The 20,543-nt window shown below is 43.5% G+C and carries 20 protein-coding genes; 5 read left to right on the forward strand and 15 right to left on the reverse strand.

The genetic code is table 11. The features are described 5' to 3' along the window. Positions 1-60 precede the first annotated feature (60 nt). The 5 genes from M23134_RS16260 (at position 61) to M23134_RS16280 (ending at position 7,842) form a co-directional block, all read left to right on the forward strand. The gene (locus M23134_RS16260) at positions 61-1,158 is read left to right on the forward strand and encodes a hypothetical protein (RefSeq protein WP_002698027.1); all 1,098 of its coding nucleotides are present in this window, start codon (positions 61-63) and stop codon (positions 1,156-1,158) included. Beyond that, the gene (locus tag M23134_RS16265) at positions 1,158-3,914 is read left to right on the forward strand and encodes an SH3 domain-containing protein (RefSeq protein ID WP_002698029.1); all 2,757 of its coding nucleotides are present in this window, start codon (positions 1,158-1,160) and stop codon (positions 3,912-3,914) included. Before M23134_RS16260 ends, M23134_RS16265 begins: the two co-directional genes overlap by 1 nt. Before the next feature lie 11 nt (positions 3,915-3,925). Then, positions 3,926-4,402: a hypothetical protein gene (locus M23134_RS16270; protein ID WP_002698031.1), complete on the forward strand. Its 477-nt coding sequence runs from the start codon at positions 3,926-3,928 to the stop codon at positions 4,400-4,402. A 1,036-nt stretch (positions 4,403-5,438) separates the two neighbouring features. Then, positions 5,439-7,088 carry an IS1634 family transposase gene (locus tag M23134_RS16275; protein WP_002698035.1) on the forward strand — a complete coding sequence of 550 codons (1,650 nt, stop codon included), beginning with the start codon at positions 5,439-5,441 and terminating at the stop codon, positions 7,086-7,088. Between the two features lie 82 nt (positions 7,089-7,170). Beyond that, positions 7,171-7,842, forward strand: a complete 672-nt coding sequence (locus M23134_RS16280) for a hypothetical protein (protein WP_002698036.1) — start codon at positions 7,171-7,173, stop codon at positions 7,840-7,842. A 210-nt stretch (positions 7,843-8,052) separates the two neighbouring features. Here M23134_RS16280 and M23134_RS16285 read toward each other — a convergent pair whose 3' ends face one another. The 15 genes from M23134_RS16285 to M23134_RS16360 form a co-directional block, all read right to left on the reverse strand. After that, positions 8,053-9,111: a DNA cytosine methyltransferase gene (locus tag M23134_RS16285; RefSeq protein WP_002698038.1), complete on the reverse strand. Its 1,059-nt coding sequence runs from the start codon at positions 9,109-9,111 to the stop codon at positions 8,053-8,055. 22 nt (positions 9,112-9,133) lie between these two features. Beyond that, entirely contained in the window at positions 9,134-9,730 is a 597-nt protein-coding gene (locus tag M23134_RS16290; protein WP_002698040.1) for a DUF6046 domain-containing protein, read from the reverse strand. Between the two features lie 285 nt (positions 9,731-10,015). Beyond that, on the reverse strand, positions 10,016-10,201 hold the full coding sequence (locus tag M23134_RS16295; protein WP_002698042.1) for a hypothetical protein: 186 nt from the start codon (positions 10,199-10,201) through the stop codon (positions 10,016-10,018). 32 nt (positions 10,202-10,233) lie between these two features. Further along, the gene (locus tag M23134_RS16300; protein ID WP_002698043.1) at positions 10,234-10,854 is read right to left on the reverse strand and encodes a hypothetical protein; all 621 of its coding nucleotides are present in this window, start codon (positions 10,852-10,854) and stop codon (positions 10,234-10,236) included. Between the two features lie 122 nt (positions 10,855-10,976). Further along, positions 10,977-11,405 (reverse strand): hypothetical protein, encoded by a 429-nt coding sequence (locus M23134_RS16305; RefSeq protein WP_002698045.1) that lies wholly within the window; start codon positions 11,403-11,405, stop codon positions 10,977-10,979. Positions 11,406-11,480: 75 nt separating this feature from the next. After that, positions 11,481-12,695, reverse strand: coding sequence for a DUF2586 family protein (locus M23134_RS16310; RefSeq protein WP_002698047.1), 1,215 nt, complete (start codon positions 12,693-12,695; stop codon positions 11,481-11,483). A gap of 220 nt (positions 12,696-12,915) precedes the next feature. Continuing rightward, positions 12,916-13,368, reverse strand: coding sequence for a hypothetical protein (locus M23134_RS16315; RefSeq protein WP_002698051.1), 453 nt, complete (start codon positions 13,366-13,368; stop codon positions 12,916-12,918). A gap of 160 nt (positions 13,369-13,528) precedes the next feature. Continuing rightward, positions 13,529-14,416: a hypothetical protein gene (locus tag M23134_RS16320; RefSeq protein WP_002698053.1), complete on the reverse strand. Its 888-nt coding sequence runs from the start codon at positions 14,414-14,416 to the stop codon at positions 13,529-13,531. A gap of 309 nt (positions 14,417-14,725) precedes the next feature. Then, positions 14,726-15,925: an ATP-dependent Clp protease proteolytic subunit gene (locus M23134_RS16325; protein ID WP_002698055.1), complete on the reverse strand. Its 1,200-nt coding sequence runs from the start codon at positions 15,923-15,925 to the stop codon at positions 14,726-14,728. Positions 15,926-15,935: 10 nt separating this feature from the next. Beyond that, positions 15,936-16,214, reverse strand: coding sequence for a hypothetical protein (locus M23134_RS39860; protein ID WP_075164037.1), 279 nt, complete (start codon positions 16,212-16,214; stop codon positions 15,936-15,938). 157 nt (positions 16,215-16,371) lie between these two features. After that, positions 16,372-17,079, reverse strand: coding sequence for an antA/AntB antirepressor family protein (locus tag M23134_RS39865; protein ID WP_002698059.1), 708 nt, complete (start codon positions 17,077-17,079; stop codon positions 16,372-16,374). 6 nt (positions 17,080-17,085) lie between these two features. After that, the gene (locus tag M23134_RS42110; RefSeq protein ID WP_232296810.1) at positions 17,086-17,508 is read right to left on the reverse strand and encodes a hypothetical protein; all 423 of its coding nucleotides are present in this window, start codon (positions 17,506-17,508) and stop codon (positions 17,086-17,088) included. 44 nt (positions 17,509-17,552) lie between these two features. Further along, on the reverse strand, positions 17,553-18,224 hold the full coding sequence (locus M23134_RS42115; RefSeq protein WP_002698064.1) for a hypothetical protein: 672 nt from the start codon (positions 18,222-18,224) through the stop codon (positions 17,553-17,555). 77 nt (positions 18,225-18,301) lie between these two features. After that, a complete protein-coding gene (locus tag M23134_RS16355; protein ID WP_002698066.1) occupies positions 18,302-18,859 on the reverse strand; it encodes a hypothetical protein in 558 nt (185 codons plus the stop codon). Positions 18,860-19,212: 353 nt separating this feature from the next. After that, on the reverse strand, positions 19,213-20,532 hold the full coding sequence (locus M23134_RS16360; RefSeq protein ID WP_002698068.1) for a leucine-rich repeat domain-containing protein: 1,320 nt from the start codon (positions 20,530-20,532) through the stop codon (positions 19,213-19,215). Positions 20,533-20,543: the final 11 nt, after the last annotated feature.

A 20,543-nucleotide genomic window follows, 5' to 3' on the forward strand; every position in this document is an offset into this window, starting at 1 on the left:
CCTCGAAAACCGCTATCTTACCCAAAAAAGAGAGCAACCATCTAAACTCATCCTACACTTATGTCCAACAATATCCACCAGATTTTCAAAGAGCTGAATTGGCTTGCAGAGCTTTTTAACTACCGTTGGGAGTTTTTGTATTGCAATGAAAGCTACAAAGACAGGGTAAGCGAATACCTTCGCATACACCAATCAGGCAGAAAGGGGGCTAAATACGAGCCTTTGGAGTTTCACCTTGTGCGCTCCGACTTTGAACATACTGTGCATCGTAGGAGGGGTTATACAGCTGACGACCAGGTAGAAACTATTCAGGGCGCTTATGTCTATAGCGAACCTGGCACCCTCTACCACCCTGACGACGACCCACACCCGCTGTTTATTACCAAAGGCAATCACTCCCGCTCTGGAATAGAGATCAAAGAAGTAAAAGACGGCTGGTTTAGGTTTGTAAAGCACTATTGCACCTTTACCGATACAGTCAAAAGCGATTATGAAGCTGTATCAAGCCTTTCGGACAAGATAAAAGATGCTTGGCTGCCTATAGACTATATTGATGCCCCCGCTAACTATCACCCCGGCTTTAGTTGGAAAGAATATAAAACGGGCACCGAACACTGGACAGAGGAGCAAAAAAAGAAGGTGAGGGAAAACCTGCAACTCAAAGACAAAGCAGCTTTTTGGCTCAAGTTTTACACCGAACAAGACTTACGACAAGTGTCACCACCCACCCTTGATACCCAAGCGTCGCCTTATGCCCAATTTATCGAACAGCACCAGTTAGGCGTAGAAGATAGGGCATTGCTTGCCCTCACAATTGCCAACCAAATACGCCCCGACTATTTATTGCCTTTGATAGAGCGCGCCCGATTGCACCCTGATTTGGGTGGAGCATCGGGGCGAGGTTTCAAAGGCTTTATTCCCACGGGAGAAACCTATCTGTTTTTGATGGCGGGTAGAAATACCTTTTTGCGGGGGCATTTGATGGAATATTTACTAGAGCGCAGCACCTTGGTAAAAGAGGGCTTGATTGGCGTGGTCAATCCTTTGCCAGGCGAACCGTTTTTTAGTGGCATTTTGGCTTTTCACCCTGAGCAAATCCCTGCTTTATTATCGCCTAATGCATTCTCCTTACCTGACAACTCTAAACTCGTTTACTAATGGCAGAATACGAAGATGACAGTTATGATGACTATTTGCTCTATCAACAGGAGCAGGAGCAAAACAGTGGATTTAGAGTAAGAACCATTGCCGAAGAGCTGGAGCTCAAAAAACAGCGTTATGACACCAGTCACTTACCCCAAATTGATCAATTGGGACAACTGGTAACTGACGATGAAAGTCTCCAGGAGTTGAGTCATTTCATTCACTTAGATACTTTGTACATCTTGGGCGAGTTTGATATAGCTCAGGAGGCTTTGAAACGCTACTACGAAAGCATTCGCCCTGAACTGCCCCCCAAGGTTCAGGCAAAGAACAGCTTTGTGTTTGCTCCGGCAATGGTCAATCAACAAAAGTATATCTATGACCCCGAAAAAGGGACGATTACCTTAGAACAACCACCCACCGAACAAGCTGCCGAAGGTGGGCACCGAGTACCAGAAATGCCCCAGGGAGGTAAGGAAGGCAAGGAAAATGAGAAAACAGCAAAGGTGTATTATGATACGGAGACGGGCATCACGGCTGATTTTAGCGGCAAAAAACCGCGCTTTACCAAGGGAGACAAAGGCGACGAACCCATTGATGCCAAAGAAATATTTATTTTGATCAAAAGACGCAAAGAAGCCGAAGACCCACGTTTTACGGAAAACTTTCCTTTGCGCACAACTACCAGTGGGGGCGAACCCATCACCTTTGAAATACCTCACCCCAAACGTACCCATTACACCGAATTTGAGTACTTGATTTATACTGGAGTATCGGCTGATTTTAGCGGAGAACAACCCGTATTTAGTGCAGGTACTCACCCTTTGTCTACGAGCGATGTGTATGCCCATATTCAACAAAAAATCAAGGAAGGCGACCCACGCTACGTGAGCTATTTCAATAAGACACAATACACCGATGATGAACACCGACAGAAGATTAACTTTGTCATTCAAAACCCTGCGGGCACACGGGTAATAGAGTATGTGTTTCCGAGCCAGCAACCCAAAGCTGACCCCAACAACGAATATATAGGTTCGGTGGCATTGCTTGATGCCTTGGTAACCGCCAAAGAAGGCATCAGGCTTCATAGTACCCCTGACACTCAAGACAACGACTACCAACTCAAGCAAGGCATTGCGAGCAAAGTATACCCCCAAGGCACCAAAGTAACCATTATAGGCTATGGTAATGAAGAACACGAAGGTTGGGCATTGATACAAATTGTAGATGATAGCGGCAAAACTCAAACGGGATGGATAGAGGCGCGTTACCTCAAACAAAACATACCCGACCCCCAAGCCATTTTTACCAAACGTAAGCACGAGGTAAAAAAGGGCGAAACCCTGGAGAAGCTGCTCATACAAGAATATGGAGCGACTTATGACCTCAAAGTAGGCGACGATTTACGCACCATTGCCGAAGCTTTTGCCAACCTCAACAAAGACAACCCTGGGGTATATTACACTGGAGAAGGAGGTAGTTGGTGGCGTGATTTGTTAGACCCATCAATGAAACCCGCCCGTGACTTATACCAAACCATCCGAATAAAGAAAGACCATACGGTAAGGCTGCCTTCTACTGAGTATATCAATGACTTGAAAAAAGCAGGTAAACTAAGCCAACGCAGCGATATACACAACCTTGCCATTGAATTTGGTAAAGGTTCTACGGGCTTCTTGATAGGTTTTAACTATGGGCTACTCAAAGGAGCGTATGATACCGTTACAGGTTTGGTAAAGCTCATTTATCAACTCTTTACGGGCGAACTGTATGCGATGTTTAAGCAGCTCTTTAGTATGTCCTGGGATGACGTACAAAAGCTGTTTGGGAAAATACTGGGTGACTTTGAAAAAAAATGGAATGCCCCTAACCCTTATGACCGCTGGTTTTTTAGAGGGCAGGTATTAGGGCAAATTGTATTTGAAATAGCCCTTGCCATTGTAAGCGCAGGTGGTGGTATAGTGAAAAACCTCGCCAGGATTGAGAAGTTGGTGCCGATTATCAATAAGTTTCAGAGCCTGAAGAAGGTAATTGCCACGGCTACCAAAACCAAAGTGGATGATGTACTTGATAAGGTTAAAAAAGCGGCTAAAAACCGTAGTGATGAAATTACTAAATTATCAAAGGCAGATATTAGTTCTCTGCGTAAGAAAGCTACTCAGGACTTGCTAAAACTATCACAAAGAATGTATTCAAACCCCTTCTTTGATTGGGAGTACCTGAGTGCTTTTAGCAAAACTGCCTACTACCATATACTAGAAGGAGTCAAAAGTTTTGAGGAGTTTGTACGCAAACTATCGGATGACTTAGCCAAGCAACTAGGTGATGCAGATAAACTTAAAACAGCAGAAGAGTTATTCAATAAAATTCAGCAAAATAAAGGCTTGGACGAAGCTGCCATCTTCAAAATATTAAAAAGTCATCAAGTTTCAAAGATGGGAGTACAGCTACTCAATAAATTAGATGATATACCAGCACTTGGAAAATTCTTATCCACTAAAAAACTAGACGATATTGTTGATGACCTAGTAAAGCTAGGCTGGGAACCTATGAGAAAAGAAGGTTCTTTTATAAAACAGGTTGGTAAAAAAAGATTTATTCTTGTATGGAATAAAGCAGGGATGGAACATTCTCTAGATGGTTTTCCTACACAATATTGGAAGTTATATAAAGATAAGATTGGTCCCAAAAAGGTTTTATTTAGGGCAAGTCCCGCAGATAACTTCAAAGCTGGTGGAGTTGGTGATACATTTATAAAAGGACAATAATTTAATTTTTTATGAAAAAAGTATTTAAGGTACCAGGAACAACAGATATTGAAAACCTAATTTTTTATGTAGATGATCAAAAATCAGAAGAAGAAACTAAAAGCTTAATAGCTGATTTAATGTATCACCACTTGATACATAACCTATTAATTCTGATCAATGATTACAGTGGCGAAAATAAAGCATATAAAGTTGATTACTTTAGCCATTTGGAAGAACATTTAAGCTACCTGTCCTCCAATGCCATAGCATTTGTTAAAATCAAATACCCTGCGCTGGATGACCTTATACAAAACTTGAACAACCTCCATCAACAGGTAAAACAAATATTTACTTTGGAATGGGATACAAAAATTAAAACTAATCATTTGGATTGGCGAGAGCTACAAGAGAATGTTAAACTTATACTAAACAAGCTAGGTGTAGAAATATCGACAGATGTTGATGAATACGAGGAAAACCTGGATTATGATTTTTTATTTGATTAATTGAGACATTTAACCCTCAATGAAAACCCATAGCATACTCATTTCAGTAATGCCGTTTTTCTGAAAAGAGGAAAAGTGGTAGTTCTGCTACAGGCTTAAAATCAGTTAATCAAAAGAATCTGTGGATTCGGCTCTGTCTATAAACAATGAACGAATTTATAATTAGAAGTGTACAGAGTTTTGTAATTATTTGATAATAAACACTTTACAAGTTAAAACGAGTGCAAATAAGGGCATTTATTCCTTTAAAAGGTATTTTATGCATTTATGTTTGCTATTTGAAAGGTCTACCACAAGGATTCACCCCTACATCCATGTACTTGACACGTAATTAACTACCTGTATATCAGTGATTAATAAGACTTCGTACACTCCTGATTTATAATGTGATCGGTAATTAAAAAGTAACACTTTTTCGTAATTAAGAGGTAACACTTTTTAGGGGTAATACAATCAGGTTTTTGAATGTAAAAACCTGTTAATTAGGCTCTTATGCGTATTTTTTTATGTGAATAGTTGTTACCTCTTAATTACCGAAAGTTGTTACCTCTTGGTTACCGATTACAATAATTACAGGAGGAATACTTAATGCAAGCATTCAACAATTAATTAGCATTATAAAAGCAACACTCAACATCAATGATCTAAAGCTTATTGAGAACGAGAATGTAATAGATTATGAAGGAACAGATATAGGTGTATGTTTTGAACCAAGCGAAGCTAAAGACATTCAACCAAACGAAGTCACTCAGTTTTTAATGACAGCAAGTTACACCAAAACTAAGCAAGAACTTGATAGCTTACTTGACCTAATTACATCTAAATTTAAAGAAAAGGGTATTTTTTACACCATTGACTATCATTTAGAGGCACCTGACGGAGAAGTGTTAAGTGAAGAGTACTCATTAGTTTTTTAGAGAAATAATGGTATTATCCGACTTTCCGCACATATGTTCGGGAAAACAAATAATTAGTGTAATCACTTGATTGCAAAAGCATTATTTTTTTATGCCGACCAAAAGTTTTACTTTTTGGTATGCAATCATTTCCCATAAGTAAAAACCTTGACCACTTAGGGTTGGTAAGTGGCATGTGTGATCGTTTAAACTTGAGCTCCAAGATAGATGAGCTTTTACCTAACACCAATGGGCTTCATCAAGTAAGCACAGGTACTTGCGTCAAAGCCTTGATTTTAAATGGTTTAGGTTTTGCCGAGCGTCGCTTATACCTGAGTCCTCATTTTTTTTCTGATAAGCCTGTTGCTCACTTATTAGGAGAAAATCTAAGCGCAGAAATGTTCAATGATGATCGTCTTGGTCGTTGCTTGGATGATTTGTATGCCTTTGGTGTAAGTGAGTTATTCAGCCATTTGGCTGCACAGAGTTATGAAATACTGGGTTTGTCAGAAGAAGTAGATTCAGAGTTTCGCCACTTGGATGCGACCAGTTTTGGGTTGGAAGGTCAATATAATAGTGAACTTAACAAAGCAGAGGTTTCTTGCCTGCACATCACCCAAGGTTACAGCCGGGATCACCGCCCTGACCTAAATCAGGTAATGCTTAACTTGGTAGTAGAAAACTCATCAGGCATACCTTTGCTTATGGAAGGTTTGCATGGCAATACAAGTGACCAAACAAGCTTTCGTCAAACCATTGATGATTATGTAGAACGTTTGCAGAATAATGGTCAGCCTATATGTTGGGTGGCAGATAGTGCCTTATACACTGAGGAAACCATCGGTAAAATCTCAGGTCGGCATTATTGGATCACCCGTGTTCCTTCCAAGCTTACTGCTGTTCAAGAATTACTCCTACAGGTACAGCCAGAGCATATGCAATTCTTCACAGAAGAAAAATTGAAAAACTACCGCTACCAGAAAGTATGCAACAGCTATGGAGGTGTAAGACAAGAATGGATGGTTGTCTTTTCTGAGGCAGGTTATAAGCGGGATGTTCATAGTTTGAAAAAACGTTACCTAAAAAAAAGCAGTGAAGAGCACCAAGACTTTATCAAGCTTTGCAAAAAGGTTTTTAGCTGTAAACAGGATGCAGAAAAAGCCTGGGAACAATTTTCAAAAAAGTGCCAGTACTTGTCAATAGAAGACCTGAATTTTCAACAAGTCAAGGGGTTTAAAAAACCAGGTAAACCTCCCAAAGGAGCTCAAAAACAGACCATAGGGTATCGTATTACAGGGTGTCCACTAACCAAACTCACACACTATGAACAACTAAGACAAAAACAGGGCAAGTTTGTGATTGCTTCCAATGATACAGCACAAAGGTGGGGGAACGGACATAAGTTACTGGCTTACAAAGGACAATCTAATGTCGAGAAAGGTTTTAGGTTTTTGAAAGATAAAGCTTTCCTTGCTGATAGCTTCTTTGTAAAAAAGTCAGAGAGACTTGAAGCTATACTCATGATTATGGCATTATCGCTGATGGTGTATGCAGCTTTGGAGAGAGAACTAAGAAAAAACCTGCAGCAGGAAAAGGAGTTTGTCCTGGATCAAACTAAAAAAGAAACTCAAAAACCCACAATGAAATGGATTTTCGAGTTTTTTAGAGGCATTCACTGCTTGTGGGTTAATCAAGAACAACCTATGCTCATTCTTAATATGAATGAGATGCATACAAAGGTCATTAGGTTACTGGGGCAAGAAGTTAGGAAATACTACCTCCTTGAATAAACGCCTCATAAACAGTGGTTTAATAAATTACTCGGTTTTAGCTACACAGGTGCGGAAAGTCGGGTATTATTTATCCATACATATGATTATCAAAAGAATTACACAAGGACAATATGGAGTAGCCGAATGGTTTTATGATTTTTTTGAAGCGGGCATGGGGGTTATAAAAAACTTCAATCCTGCTTCTGATAATGAAAAGAGCAAGAGGTTAAGTATACTTGATATTATACTGAATACATTGCATGAATTGCACCTATTCACACTAACAGACATAGAAATCAGCTATTTTAATCAACCCACGAAACATGATACAACGGAAGAAAATATAAAAGTAATTACCCCTGAAATAATAGATATTAAAAAACTATTGTTGCAGCACTCTAACATAAATCATCTGCTACCTATAAAAGACCTATACCTGATTGGGAGCTCAGAAGTTTTCCAAGAAAGCGAGCATAAAACCTCCAAGGGTATTTTTACTATACAATTTAGTTACGAGGGGATAAGAATTATCACTGATGCAGATATATGGCTACCCTATAACTTGCTGGCAAAGCCTCAACCAGAAATATACCAACTAAATGCTCCAAGGTTAAAAAATGCATTAGAAAAGATTGAACAACTTACTGGCATTGAGCCTGTATATGACAATACAAAATACGCTAGAGTAAACAAATATGAGCTAGAAAATAGAATGGATGATGAAGATCAACCTGAAGAAGTAATAGAAAGGCAGTACTTACGAGATGTATAAAGTTACAAATATTCGTTCAAGCCAGATATTGACAAATGTCTGGCTTCGTTGTTTTTATGCATTTGAGTTTACCAGTAATTTAGTGAGCTCATTACCTCTTTTTGTTTTTTAGGTTGCCCAAAACAAAAGTTAATATTTATACCTCAGTAACTCATAAACAAAATTGTAGGAAGGTTTTATAAGCGATTAACCATATTAGATAGGTTCCCACTACAAAGCATTCACCCCCTCAATCCCCCGAAAAATCTCCACCACCAGTGGCACCACTACCGCGTTTCCGTAGCCTTTGATCGATTCGTTTCGGAGGCGAGGAAGGGTAATTCCGTCCACATTGGCGGGAAACCCATTATCTCCGCCACAAACCGGGGATTGAGTTTGCCAATCGGGGCGGAACCTGTAGTCTTGCCTTGGGGCAGGATAGGTATATCGCCATTTAGGTTGGCAACAGGCAACAGTTTCATTGCTGCCATTCTGCCCAGGTTCAAACTGTAGCTGTTCTTGCCATCTTTGCTCTGCCGTCTGCCGTTGGGGGTAAGGGTACAGAGGCTGCCTGGTTCCTGGGTAGTGGGGGTGGGCAGCAGCGAATGAAACATGGCATAGTCTAGTATACTGTTGGGGCGTAGCTCGCCTGCCATTCGGCTCGTCATGGTTTTGGCTCCCATTTCCTTGAGGCGTGCCACCCGTTCGGGATGATCGCGCTGCACTACGGTGGGTGTAGGCCAAAAACCAGACCCGGTCTCTTCGGTGGGGCGCTTCGATGGCACAAGCCGGAATAACCATCGGTTGGACGCTATAGCCGAGTGCTTCGAAGTCTTCACATATTCGGTGGATAACGGCTTCGGCTTCCATTGTTCGGTGTATTGTTTCGCCCTCAGCATTGGCCCCGCTTTCCAGGTGAGCCACACGCGGCTGGAGTACCATCGTGGCGATTCCAGCAACGTTTTCACCCAGCACCCAAGTGGGTCTGATCTCTTGTATAGCGCGGAGCATTTCTGGCCAGAGATAACGCTCATCGTTGATTCCTCTGCGTTTTCCTGCGTTACTGAATGGCTGGCAGGGGAATCCCCCTGTAATGATGTCGACTTTGCCATAGTAGGGGTGGAAGTTGGTTTGTCTGATGTCTTCATAGTGAATAGTGTCTGGCCAGTAATGGCGGAGAATGGCTTGGCAAAAGGGGTTGTTTTCGACGGTGAAAACATTGACCCAGCCCATTCTTTGGGCGGCTAAATCGAAGCCGCCTAAACCACTAAAGAGACTAGCGTGTCTCATAAATAAAAGTTGTTTGTATGGTTTACCTTGAATTTTCGGGAAGCGGGCTGGTATCAGTAAACGCGTCCGCTTTATCTTGATTGAGCCTCAACTCCACCGCTTCGTCTGAAATACATTCCAGCGTATAGGGCTTAAACTCAATGCCTCCTTCGGGGTCGCCAAAGCGCGCCGACAAGATGGCAAGCTCCCGAATGCCAAAGGCACCAAGTAGTTCATTGTTTACCTTGAGGCTGCTGCGTTTCCTGATGAGTTTCATCAGCTTGCGTAGCTCATCCAGCGGAGCGCTGCCCGCTTGTTCGCTGACCAAAAAGCCCCGAATGGTGAGTTTAAAATTGTCCAGCCCCATATCCTCCAGTACATTGGTTTCGGCGTTCACCATTTGGTTGATCACAATAGATTTAGAGGTACTTACCTCAATGAGCGGCTCCAAAGGAAAAGCATAATCATCCAGTTTCAGCGGCATCATAATAGGGGTGCTCAACAAGCTTTGTTTTTTGCCCTTACCCAAAAGCGCCGCAGGGGTATAGCTTTCTACCAGCTTGCCTGGCTTAGTTAATCCTGGGTACACGATAAAACGCCCGAAGGCTCTTTGGTACAATTGGTTTAAGTCGTAGGTCATTTAGTCGGTAGTTAGGAGTCCGTAGTCGGGAGTTTTTTATTATACTATTATTAAATTTGCGATAATGAGAGTAAGTGTTTCATACTCATTAATTTCTGTTACTTAAGGTCTCAGAATATAGCAGTGAGCCATCGCACTACGTTCGGTTCCTTAAGGATTGAGCATTTGAACAAACAGACGCGTGAGCTATCTGCGACGGGCTAAAGCTAATGAGAGCTTTGCTCCACTCCGCCGCACGGAGAAGCTAATGGCTAAGGACTTGAGGCTGTAACTGAAAACTCTCTTCTACTGACTATAGACTCCCGACTGACTCACATTCACGGCGGTTTGTTTGCGTTCTTCGTCTCTAATGTATTCCAACAGGGCAATCTGACGGGCAAACTCGTCGTCTGAAAGCGAATCTATCTCGGTGCTGCTCAATGAAAAATAGTACCGCAAAAAGCCCTCGTGGATGGCTTCCCATTGCTCCATGTCCACTTTTTCGCCTTTGATGCGGTACTCGGCTACTTTTTTACCAGCTCAACTATTTTCCGGGTTTTAAGTTCCTGAATTGCAGCAAGTATGCCCATATAGGCAAAGTCGTCCTGGCGGAGCTCGTTCAGGTCGCCTTCCTGCCAAATCATTTCCAGCAAGTGCATTTCAGTGCCAAAAGGTTTGTTGGCGGTGTTGCGTTTTTCGGCTTGTTTGCGTTGCCTGCGGCTAGGCTTTGCCACCTTACCCACAAAGCCTTTGACCTTAAGTTCGTAGAGGTTTTCGTCTGCCAGGAAACGGGTTTCGGCATCGGGTATTTCTACCCAGGGCTCAAACTCATTCAGGGCAGCTTCATACAAATCTTCGTTCACAAGCCAGGCTTCATTGCCCGCCAGCCAACAGCTCTTAAAGAGTAAATCTTCAAAATCAATGGTGGTTTTGCCTTTTTTAAACTGGGCAATTGCCACCCGCATAATGGGTAAGTCGGGACGACGCAACCAAAGTCTGTGTCCTTCGCCGTCATCAGCAGCCAGTACCTCCCCAAAAGTTGCCTTCCACTGAGCTTCTTCTTCTTTGGAAGGTGGAGTGCTTCGGTACTTTTGTTCTCCGTGAGTAAAAAATTCGGGAGCAGTATTTTCTTTTATTTGTGTCATGTTTTAAAAAAAGATTGTTAAAAATTGCTGGTATTGTTCAATTGTTCGCAAAGCGACTCAGAGTGGCTTCGCCCAACCATAAAACCATTTAACAATAAGCGAAGCGCAACAATTGAACACTGCTACTGCCTGCTAATCTTCCCAATACTAATAGGCAACTCTATCTCCATAAAGTCATCACCTTGCTCCATGGTAAGTTCATACTCAGTTACTTCTACATTATTCAGAATATGAGTGACTACCAGCCCGTTCTCAGCGTATACCAAGGTAATATCAAAAGGGTCGAGGTCGGTCAGGTCAGCTCCACCGTTCTGGATGGCGGCTTTTTCTAAGGCAATCACTTCCCGAAACAACAGCTTGATACTGCCCTCGTATTCTTTCTTTCCCTTGGCACGGGCAATCGGGTCTTTGCCTCGTCCGTGGATGTTTGCCTTGCTTTTTGATACCTTGTATTTAAAGCCGCGAAAGCCATCTACAATTCGTCCAAACAGGGTGATCGTTACATCTTCCCAGCCTATTTCAAAGGGAAGTTGTGAAGAGTTATTCGCCATTTTTTAAATCTTTAAATTGTTCATTGTAGTGGTGTTGTATTGCATGGCTTTGCCCAACCATCTAACCATACTTTTTTAACTTGGATTCACAAACCCCAGGTCAATGGTGATTTTTTGCGCCATGCCCACGGGTTCAATGTCAATTTTCACCTTGAGCTCGGCAGTGGCAATCACATCCTGGTCAGGGTCAATCAGCGGCGTGACCGAAGACACTTCCCCGTTGTTGGTCATTTGCAAGTCCAGGGCTTTTTTAATGTCTTGTTCAAATGCCTTTACCTTTGCCACAGGCAATTTGCCTTGCTCCAACTGAAAATCGTCCAGGAGTTCCTGCACATACACGTTGTAGGCAATGCGTGCCACCTTATCTGCCACCCTGCCTCGGCTAATGCTATTGTAGTCGGTGGTGAGTGCAATGGCCACCGGATCACCGTTGAGGTAATACCCGGCACGGTTGGCAAAAGCACGGGGGACAATGTAGCCGCGTTGGTGCAGCAGGTTCAGGTTGCCCTGCCCATACTCTTCTACTGTTTTGTGGGGGGTGGTAGCCGTGACGATATACGCCTTTTGAATGCCTAAGTCGCCGTCTTTTACCCGTCCTATATTGCGTTGCACAGGCACCCCGGCTACTTTGCCCAGTACCAAGCCCAACCAACTACCTTCGTAAGTATCGTCGTGCCAGCCCAAACACACCGATACCCGGTTGGCGGTTTGAGTGCGTAAATTGCTCACCGCCGAAGCATTGCCTTGAAAGTCGCGCCCTTCCAGGATTACCTGCACAGGTTGGTGCAATACCTGTTGAGCGTTGATAAGTAGTTGGGCATTTGCTAAAGCCGCCAGGACATCAGGGTCTAACTCTTCGCTGGGGCTGGCGCTATACGCCGCATCGGGTACCCTGCCCACTCCCAATAGTTTGATGTTGCCTTGTTGTTGGTTGAGCAAATCAGGGGCGTAGTTACCAGCGGTATCCAGCATTTCTGCCATCGTTACTGTTTTGGGGGCAAGCATCAAATACAGTTCAGCTCCTTCACCCGCCTGACGGTAAAAGTCTACACAATGGGCGTATACTTTCAGCGAATTGCTGGTGTCATATTCGGCAGTAATGCCTTTTTTCTGCACATCTTTGATTCCGAAAAAGGGACCAATGACTGCCCCCAAATCAAAACCTGCATCCCCGGAAAGGGGCACGGCAACGCCCGAAAGCAGCATGGCTGCTACCCCGTCGTTACTAAAGCCTGCCCCGCCGAGTTGCCCATCCAGGTAATTGATCGAAACATCAGGTAAGTTGTTCATAGTTTTTTTAGTTGGTAGTTAGTAGTCGGGAGTCGGGAGACCATAGTTAGTAATGTAGTATTATTAGATTTGCAAAAGTGACCAAACTCCTGTCTTTCATCCACTGATCTTGTAAATACTTAAAAATCAACGTCTTATACACTTGGTTAGTTGCTTGTAAAGCAAGGTGTAAAAACCCAATCCCTGGCACCTCATAAGGGCTCCCAACTTTGGACTAATTCTACTTTTTCGCTTTCACTCCAGCCGTACCACTTTTGCGTACCGTAGTTGCCGCTTTTTTAGCCTCCGCTGCCTTTTCCTCTGTTTTTACCTGCTCTGTGAGGTTTGCCGAAATATCATCTTTATCTTCTAAATTATCTTCCGCTACTTTTTTAGCAGTGGCTTTCGCCGAAGTTTTTTTTGCCCCAGGGGTGGCTTCTTCTTCCTCTACATCTTCTATCACTCCAAAGGCTTGTTCCTGGCGACCTTCGGCATATTCGGGGTTTTGAAACCGAAAAATGCGGGTGTGGAACTTATGCGAGTGCTTGACCGCCAGGCTTCGTCCGCCAGGGTCATCGGCAAAAATATTGGTGTCTGAGAGCACCAGCAAGGTAGGCTGGTCACGGTAGCGCTGAAAGGCTTCGGGTAATATTTCCCGAAGCTCTTCTTTGTTGTATTGAGTGATTTGTGTCATGTTTAAATTGTTATGATTGTTAAAAAAATAATTGTTGGGATTGTTAGATTGTTAAATAGTTCGCAAGGCGCAGTAGAATGGCTTCGCCCAACCATAAAACCATAGAGCCATAAAACCATTTAAAATGGAACAATGAGCCGTAGACAACAACAATTGATTTTTACCCCACGATCGCTCCAACTGCCCGGTTAGCTTTGGGCAACGCCACATAGTACATGCGGAAGCCTACTTCGTGTTGGCGCAAACGAGGGTTGTTTTCAGAGCGCTGCCAGTACATTTTTACTTCGCGGTCGCGTGCCTTAAACATCTCAGAATTTACAAAACCCACGCTGGCAATGCGGTCGGTGCCAGGGTTGTATAAGCTGCCAAAAGCTTTCTTGATGCCAGTGGCGGCATAATAAGGCAAAGAGGTGTATTCGCCGATCATAAAGCCATACAAACGCAGGGGTTGCCCTTCTCTAATATTTGCGTATTGGTCACGAAAGCTTTCGTGGGTAGTAATCAAATCCTGGATGTGGGCAGGCGAAAGAATCAATTCCCTGCCTTGCTTGGGTACATTGTTATCATCCCAGCGTCGCTTGAGATGAGCCACATCACCAGGCACCATACGGTTACGGGTAATCCCATCTTCGCTTACGGCTTCGCCACTGGTAACAATCACCGGAGTGCGCGCGGTATTACTTGCCGGGGCAAAAGCGTGAATGGCTTTGTCGCCCGTTGCCTCGCGCATTGATTCGGTGTGTTTGGTGGTGGTTTCGCCCATTTTATCAATCGAAATGGCGTACAGGGTATCGTCCGACACCGAGGTGTTTTCGGTGTCAAACTTGTCCAGGCTAATAGCCACATCCGAGTCTACATCGTTTACCGTGGCAATGGGGTAAGTACTGTTATTGATGAGCACCTTGGGGTCAGCCCCCAATTCGGTGAGGTGAATCACTTTGTTATTGACCAGATCGCTGCGATCTGGAATGCGATTCATAAATGAAGTATCCTTTCTGAACTTGCGAATTACTTCCCCTGTCCAGATTTCCTTATGAACTCCTGCCATGATTTTTTTTAATATTTAGTGTAAGTGTTTTGAAATAATCGGAAGTCTGATAAAGCTCCTGACTCCCGACTACTGACTAAAAAACTATACTAGGATTAAAGTGATTTTAGGATTTATAGGATTAGCTGAAGCTGAGCTCAGCACAGCAAAGCTGTAGCTTCGGTTGATTAATGTTGGTATTCAGACAATTAGTCAAAGTCCATCCTCAAAACCATTTTTGTTTAAGTATAACTTAGAGCACTGGCTCAGTACCGTATTCCTTGCGGAACAGCTCTTTGTAAAGCACCGGGTTTTCGTTTTTGATCAGCATCAGTTTTCCGGAAACTTGTTGGACAGTTCGCTAAAGCTTAACTCCTCAAAACCAGCATTTGCCCCGGCTTCGTTGCTGGTACCCATAGCCTTGATTTTGTTCACCAGGTTGGGGTGGGTAGGCATATCGGCAAGCGTATCGCGCACCATGTCATAGTTGTCATAGGCGTGGTTAAGCCATTTTTCCTTTTTTACCGGAGCAATTTTACCTTCTTTGATGGCATTCTCTACCAAGGCAATGGCTTCGTGTTTTTTCATTTCGGCTACCTCGTCGTGTAACCTTTTCTTTTCGTTTTCCAGGTTTTCGACATTGGTTTTGTAGCTTTCAATTTTGAGGTCAAGCGATTTAAGGCGTTTGATCTCGTTGCGAAGCCCTTCGACATGGCCAAGAATACCGTCGCGTCCGGCATCGGTGGGTAGCCCACAGGCATTGAGGACAGCGGTCAGGTCGCCTTTATAGCCCAGCACCTCATTACGAAGTTGCTCTGCCTGTTCAGATGTTAAACTCATAGGGTGATTTGTATTTGTAGGTTCAGGTAAAAATTTTATGGGGTATTGATTGAAAATATCAAAGAGGCTTGCCACATCGTTTTCGGCGGCAGCCACCGATGTAGCCATGCTTTTCTTTCTGGGATGTTCAAATACTTCATCCACAAAGCCTTGTCGTTTTGCCTCAGCTGCACTCAGCCAGGTCGTTTGATTCATCATGGCTGATAGCGTATCCACCTTTTGTCCGGTGCGGGTAGCAAGCAGGGTCAGCAACATTTCTTTGACCTGCATCAAGGTTTCGTGTTGCCCTGCCTCGTTGGGGTCAGTGCTGTTTTTGCCCCCAATAAAAGGGTTGTGGAGCATCAATTTGGCAAAATTGCACATGCCTACTTTTTTGCCACACACTGCAATCAGCCCCGCAATGCTGAGGGCAAGCCCGTCTACATAAGTATCAATGCGCACCCCAGGGGTGGTTTGGTTGATGTTGAGAATGGCGGCACAAATAGACAAGCCATCGGTGATTTTACCACCGGGCGAGTTGATGCGTACATTGAGGCGGCGGTACCTTCGGGCAAGCGAGTACAGTTCTTTTGCAAACCGTTGCCCGGAGATACCCTTGCCTTCGTCATCAATGCCGATTTTGTCGTAGAGCAAAATATGGGCAACCTCTCCTGCGGCGTTCCGAATGTCAAAATATTTGTATTCTTCCATGCAGTTTCGTTTAGCTCAGTGCCGTGGCCGTATCGGTGTCAATGTTGTATGTAATCGGTTTCCAGGGGGCATCCCCATCTTCCTGGGCAGCAAGCGCGGCAAACTGTGAAGTGCTCACCGCAGCGAGTTGCACTGCCCCACCCGTGGCATCGGTCACCGTGGTAAGCAGCCCCGGTGCGAGTGTGCGCACATCAGGATTGCTGCCTGTGGTGTTGGTCCCATTTTTCAAGTCCAGTATTTCGGCGCGACTGCCTGCCACGTGGCAATCGCCTGTGTATCTTAAAGCCATCAGTTTTTTTGCTTGTTTGGTTTGGGCAGCTATTAAGCAAGGAATGGACAGAGTAAAAAGAGGGGTTTTATGGGAGTGTAGTTTTTTGGGGCAGGTTGGTAGATGGCAAGGTTGTAGGTAAATTTCATTCGCTAAAAAAGGGGCAAAAGCCCCTTCTTTACTCCACAAATAACTCCCTCGCCAAGTCATACGCCTGGGTGATATAGCCCCGGCTTTCTATCCAGGCGATGGGTGTTTTATCGGCTTTTTGGGCAAGGTGGTACAGTTGCACCTGATACCTTATAGAGAATTGACGATAAAAAGTAGCGTACACCTCCTGGGGTGGTATTCCTTTGGCGATCGCATAAGACTTGATGAGGTGGTCAAAGGCACGGCGGGTATCTACAAAAAGGGTTTGCGAAGGAGCTTTATTGATGGCCGCAAGGTAGACCTTGGCTTCTTCCCTTTCTTGTTCCAAATCGCTGATCCGTTCCTCGTGGTCAATCAGGGTTTCCACGCTTTCTTTGAGGATTTGAAGTTTGTTCTTGCCTTTGGTAAGCGCCTTCAATCGTTTTTCGCATTCCAAAAAATACAACCTAACTTCGCGCCCCTTTTCGGTTTGGGCAAGCATGGCAAAAGACTTGGCGCAGTCAATCGTCAATTGATAGGTTTTGATCTTGCGGGTTACTTGCCTTTTACCTTCCTTTTGAACTTTAACTTCGCGGTTAAAGTTGAAATCTATCCCCTGAGTGAAGTTTTTCTGCAACATTTGTTCGGCTTTTTGTTTGGTAGAATACCCACACCATTGCCAAAATGCCTCAAAGTCTACCGGAAATACCTGGTCGCTTTGTAAGTAAAGCGTGATCTCGTTCATTAAGTCTTTCATTAGTTTTTAGTTTGATTTGTGTTGATTGATCAGTTGTTTTACTTCGTTGCCCAGCGCAGTGATTCTATAAATCTCGCTGCCAAACATTTGTAGTTGCCGGGCTTTGCGCCACAAGCTTTGCAGTTGCCCATGAAGCATCGCCAGGGTATGTGCCGGGTAATCTTTGAAGTTGGCCTGTTGCGCTTCAAGTGCTGACAACTGGTGGCAGATACTGGTGGTCTGGCGGGTAACATTCATCAAATCGGGCTGAGGTTGGGCGCGGGTGCCTGTGCCCTGCGTTTTTTTACGTTTGGCAGCCAGCCACTCCTGATACTGTTCGCCCGTTTTGGCAAAGACCAAACCCTGCCAGCCATTGGCAATCGACTTCCCGATAAGTTCCAGGGCAAAAGCTTCTTCAAACCCCGCCAACTTGTCCAAAATGCGTTGCACACTGAGCACCGATTTGTAGGGCTTTCTGATCTCCGTGCGGTACCTCAGCCAATCGCTCCATGCCTGCTTAAAGTATCCGAAGCGAAGGGCAACTTTATTTCTTTAGGTGCCGCCGTTTTAGGCTTGTTTTTTTTGACCGACTGAGCACTTGTTTTTGATGGCTTTTCTTCCTTGGATGATTCCGTTTTTTCTTTTAAAAGCTTTACATCTGAATCTCTATCTCCTTGATCTTCTATAGTTGATAGATTAGTATTGATTTCATTCAATGACTCATTATGTCGCCATTTTGGCGAGGTAAGGTCGCCAGATTGTCGTTGAACCTCGCCATTTTGGCGGTGCACCTCGCCAGCCTGGCGTGGGTCGCCAATTTGGCGAGGTTCCAGTCGGTCAAAGTTTACTCTCAGTTTTCGGTGGTGTCCATCAAAACTTTGCAGTAGCAAGTATTCATCTTTGATCAACTCGGCAATGTAGCGCTCTACTGACCGCTTGCCAATGTTGAGCGTGGTAGTAAAGTGCTCGTTGGAGGCAATGCAACCAAGGGGCAATTGTTCCAATAAAGAAATTTCCACAAGCAGGTTTTTTGCCACTGGGTTGAGGTGTTTGTCCAGCCAGATGCTGGCAGGGTAAAAGAAGCCTTCAAACGCCGGGAGGCGGGCGGGGTTCAGTTCTTTTACTGTGGTGAAGTTCTTTGAAGTTGTTTGTTCGCTTGTTTTCATGGAAGTTTTAGATAAGTAAGGAGTTGTGGTTAAAAAAACTCCCCAACAATGATTCGTTGGGGAGGGGTAACAGCATCCTATGCCACCACCATGGCATACGTTTGCCTGAGCTCACTCAGGTACTGCCCTAGACTGCTGCGTTCATGGTGTTCACAAGGAATCAGGTAAGGAATCAAGCCCTCCAGTTCGCCGCTGTATTGCCAGTAACTAATCAGCATTTCAGCTTCGTCGTGGGTGAGTTCGTCGCCCCCGCCTTCCAGGTGCATGGCTTCTGTATAAGCCCTTCGCTCATAAAAAGAAGTACCCGCCCCGGCAAAATCTGCCACTGACCAAATACCCGGAGTGGGCTCAAAGTCCATGCGCCAGACGGTACCGTGGTGCACATAATAAAGCGTGTTGCCATGCCGCCCCACATAATGGTACCTGGCGTGTTGCAAACGGTGGTAAGGGTAGAGTATCCCGTTAAAACTCAGGTGATTGATGACAGGATTTTGCCAACGCTCTACTATACACGAATGGCGGTGGGCATCATAACTTTGTACCTGCCCTACACCCAATGCCGGATAAGTGACATCCTCTACCCACAAACCCAACATCTGGTTTGGGTTTCTTGTGGAAATTGTTGAGTTTTGCATATAAATATGATTTAATATAGTTACCCCGTTTGAGTGCTTTCGGTCTCCAAACTAAAAGGCACTTTGGCGGGGCTTTTTTATTTGTAATTGTGTAATGCAAGTATAAACAATAGTGATGGGTAATCGTAGGGAAACGAGGAGAAAGAGTGGGGTAATTGACAACCTTTTATTCACCTCAGTAGTTATTGAGTGCAAAACCAGGCACTTTCAGTGCATTACATTTAGTATTGCGAAAAAATCGATTAGTTTGTGTTTATGACACATGAAAAAAAAGGTCATTTTTTCAAAACTCCTGTTTGATAAACTTTTGGTTAATGTTGCGAGGATTTTTGATGTTCATTATTGCTGAACTTTTAGTAGGAAATGATACATCTACTCAACCCTCCAATCTTCTTTTCAGCTATGGATAGATTACCTTCTAAATCTAACCACCTCAAGCTTTTAAGGTTGCTAACCTCAGAGGGGAGTTCCTCAAGCTCATTGAAGCTTAAATTTAGAGTTTCCAGGTTTTTTAATGAACAAATCCCAATGGGCAATGTTTTGAGTTGATTAGAGTCTAAGTATAATACTTTTAAATGCTTTGTTTTCCATTTCTCTTCTGGCAAATAAGTCAGTTGATTGTCAGATAATCTTAACTCTCTTAAATCTTTCAAATTCACTATTTCGTTAGGTAACAGGGCTAATTTATTTTTGGGGACATATAAACCCTGTAGATTTTTTAGCTGGCCTATTTCGGGAGGTAAATCGCTTAATTGATTCTTATCTAGCCCTAACATAAATAATTCTTTCAGCTCACCTATTTCGGGAGGTAATGCCGATAACTGATTACTGTACAAGTAAAGTTCTTCTAAATGTTTAAGTTTTTTGATTTCAGGGGGCAGGTTTTTTATTTGATTTTTGCTTAACCATAAAACTTCCAGGTTCTTCAATTCAAAAATTTCAGGAGGTAGCTCAGTTAAGTTATTATTACCCAAAGACAAGCTTCGTAAATTCTGTAAAGATGATGGATTTAATGATAAAGTTGTGATTGGATTGTCAGAGATATTCAAATATACCAGCTCTTTCAAGCTATTTACCTCCTTTGGCAAGGTAGTGAACTGATTGCCTGATAAATTTAGGTGTCTAAGATTTTTTAAGTGAGTGATTTTTGTTGGCAAATAAGCCAGCTGATTGTTTCTCAAATCCAGCTTTTGTAGCCTTCTTAACCTCCCAATACCAGAAGGCAAGGAACTAAGTCCTGTGTCGCCTAGAGCTAAGTCCTGTAAACTCGCTAGAGAGAAGATTTCATCTGGAAACGTTGAAAAAGGATTATGATCCAAATGTAGGTTAATTACATTTTGCAGTAGCTTAAATTCTGTTGGTAATGTTGTAAGGTTATTACCATCTAAACCAATGTACTTCATTTGTTGCAACTGCCCAACCTCAGGTGGCAAATATTCTACCCCTTTGCTACTTAAACCAAGCGTATCAGTTGTGTATAACTCTTTAATGTGCTGAGAATTCAAAACATTTATTTTTTTCTCGAAATTCCATTGATATAAAATCGAGTAGCCATTTAAATATTTTTTTAGAAAAGGAGCCTTTTTAACCAAATTCAACGCTTCCTCAATTATGGCTCTATCACCAGAACTCATCTGTTGTAGAAACCTTTGCTTGATATTATCTTTGTTCATAAGAAAAAAAG

The organism is Microscilla marina ATCC 23134 (genome assembly GCF_000169175.1).
GTDB lineage: Bacteria > Bacteroidota > Bacteroidia > Cytophagales > Microscillaceae > Microscilla > Microscilla marina.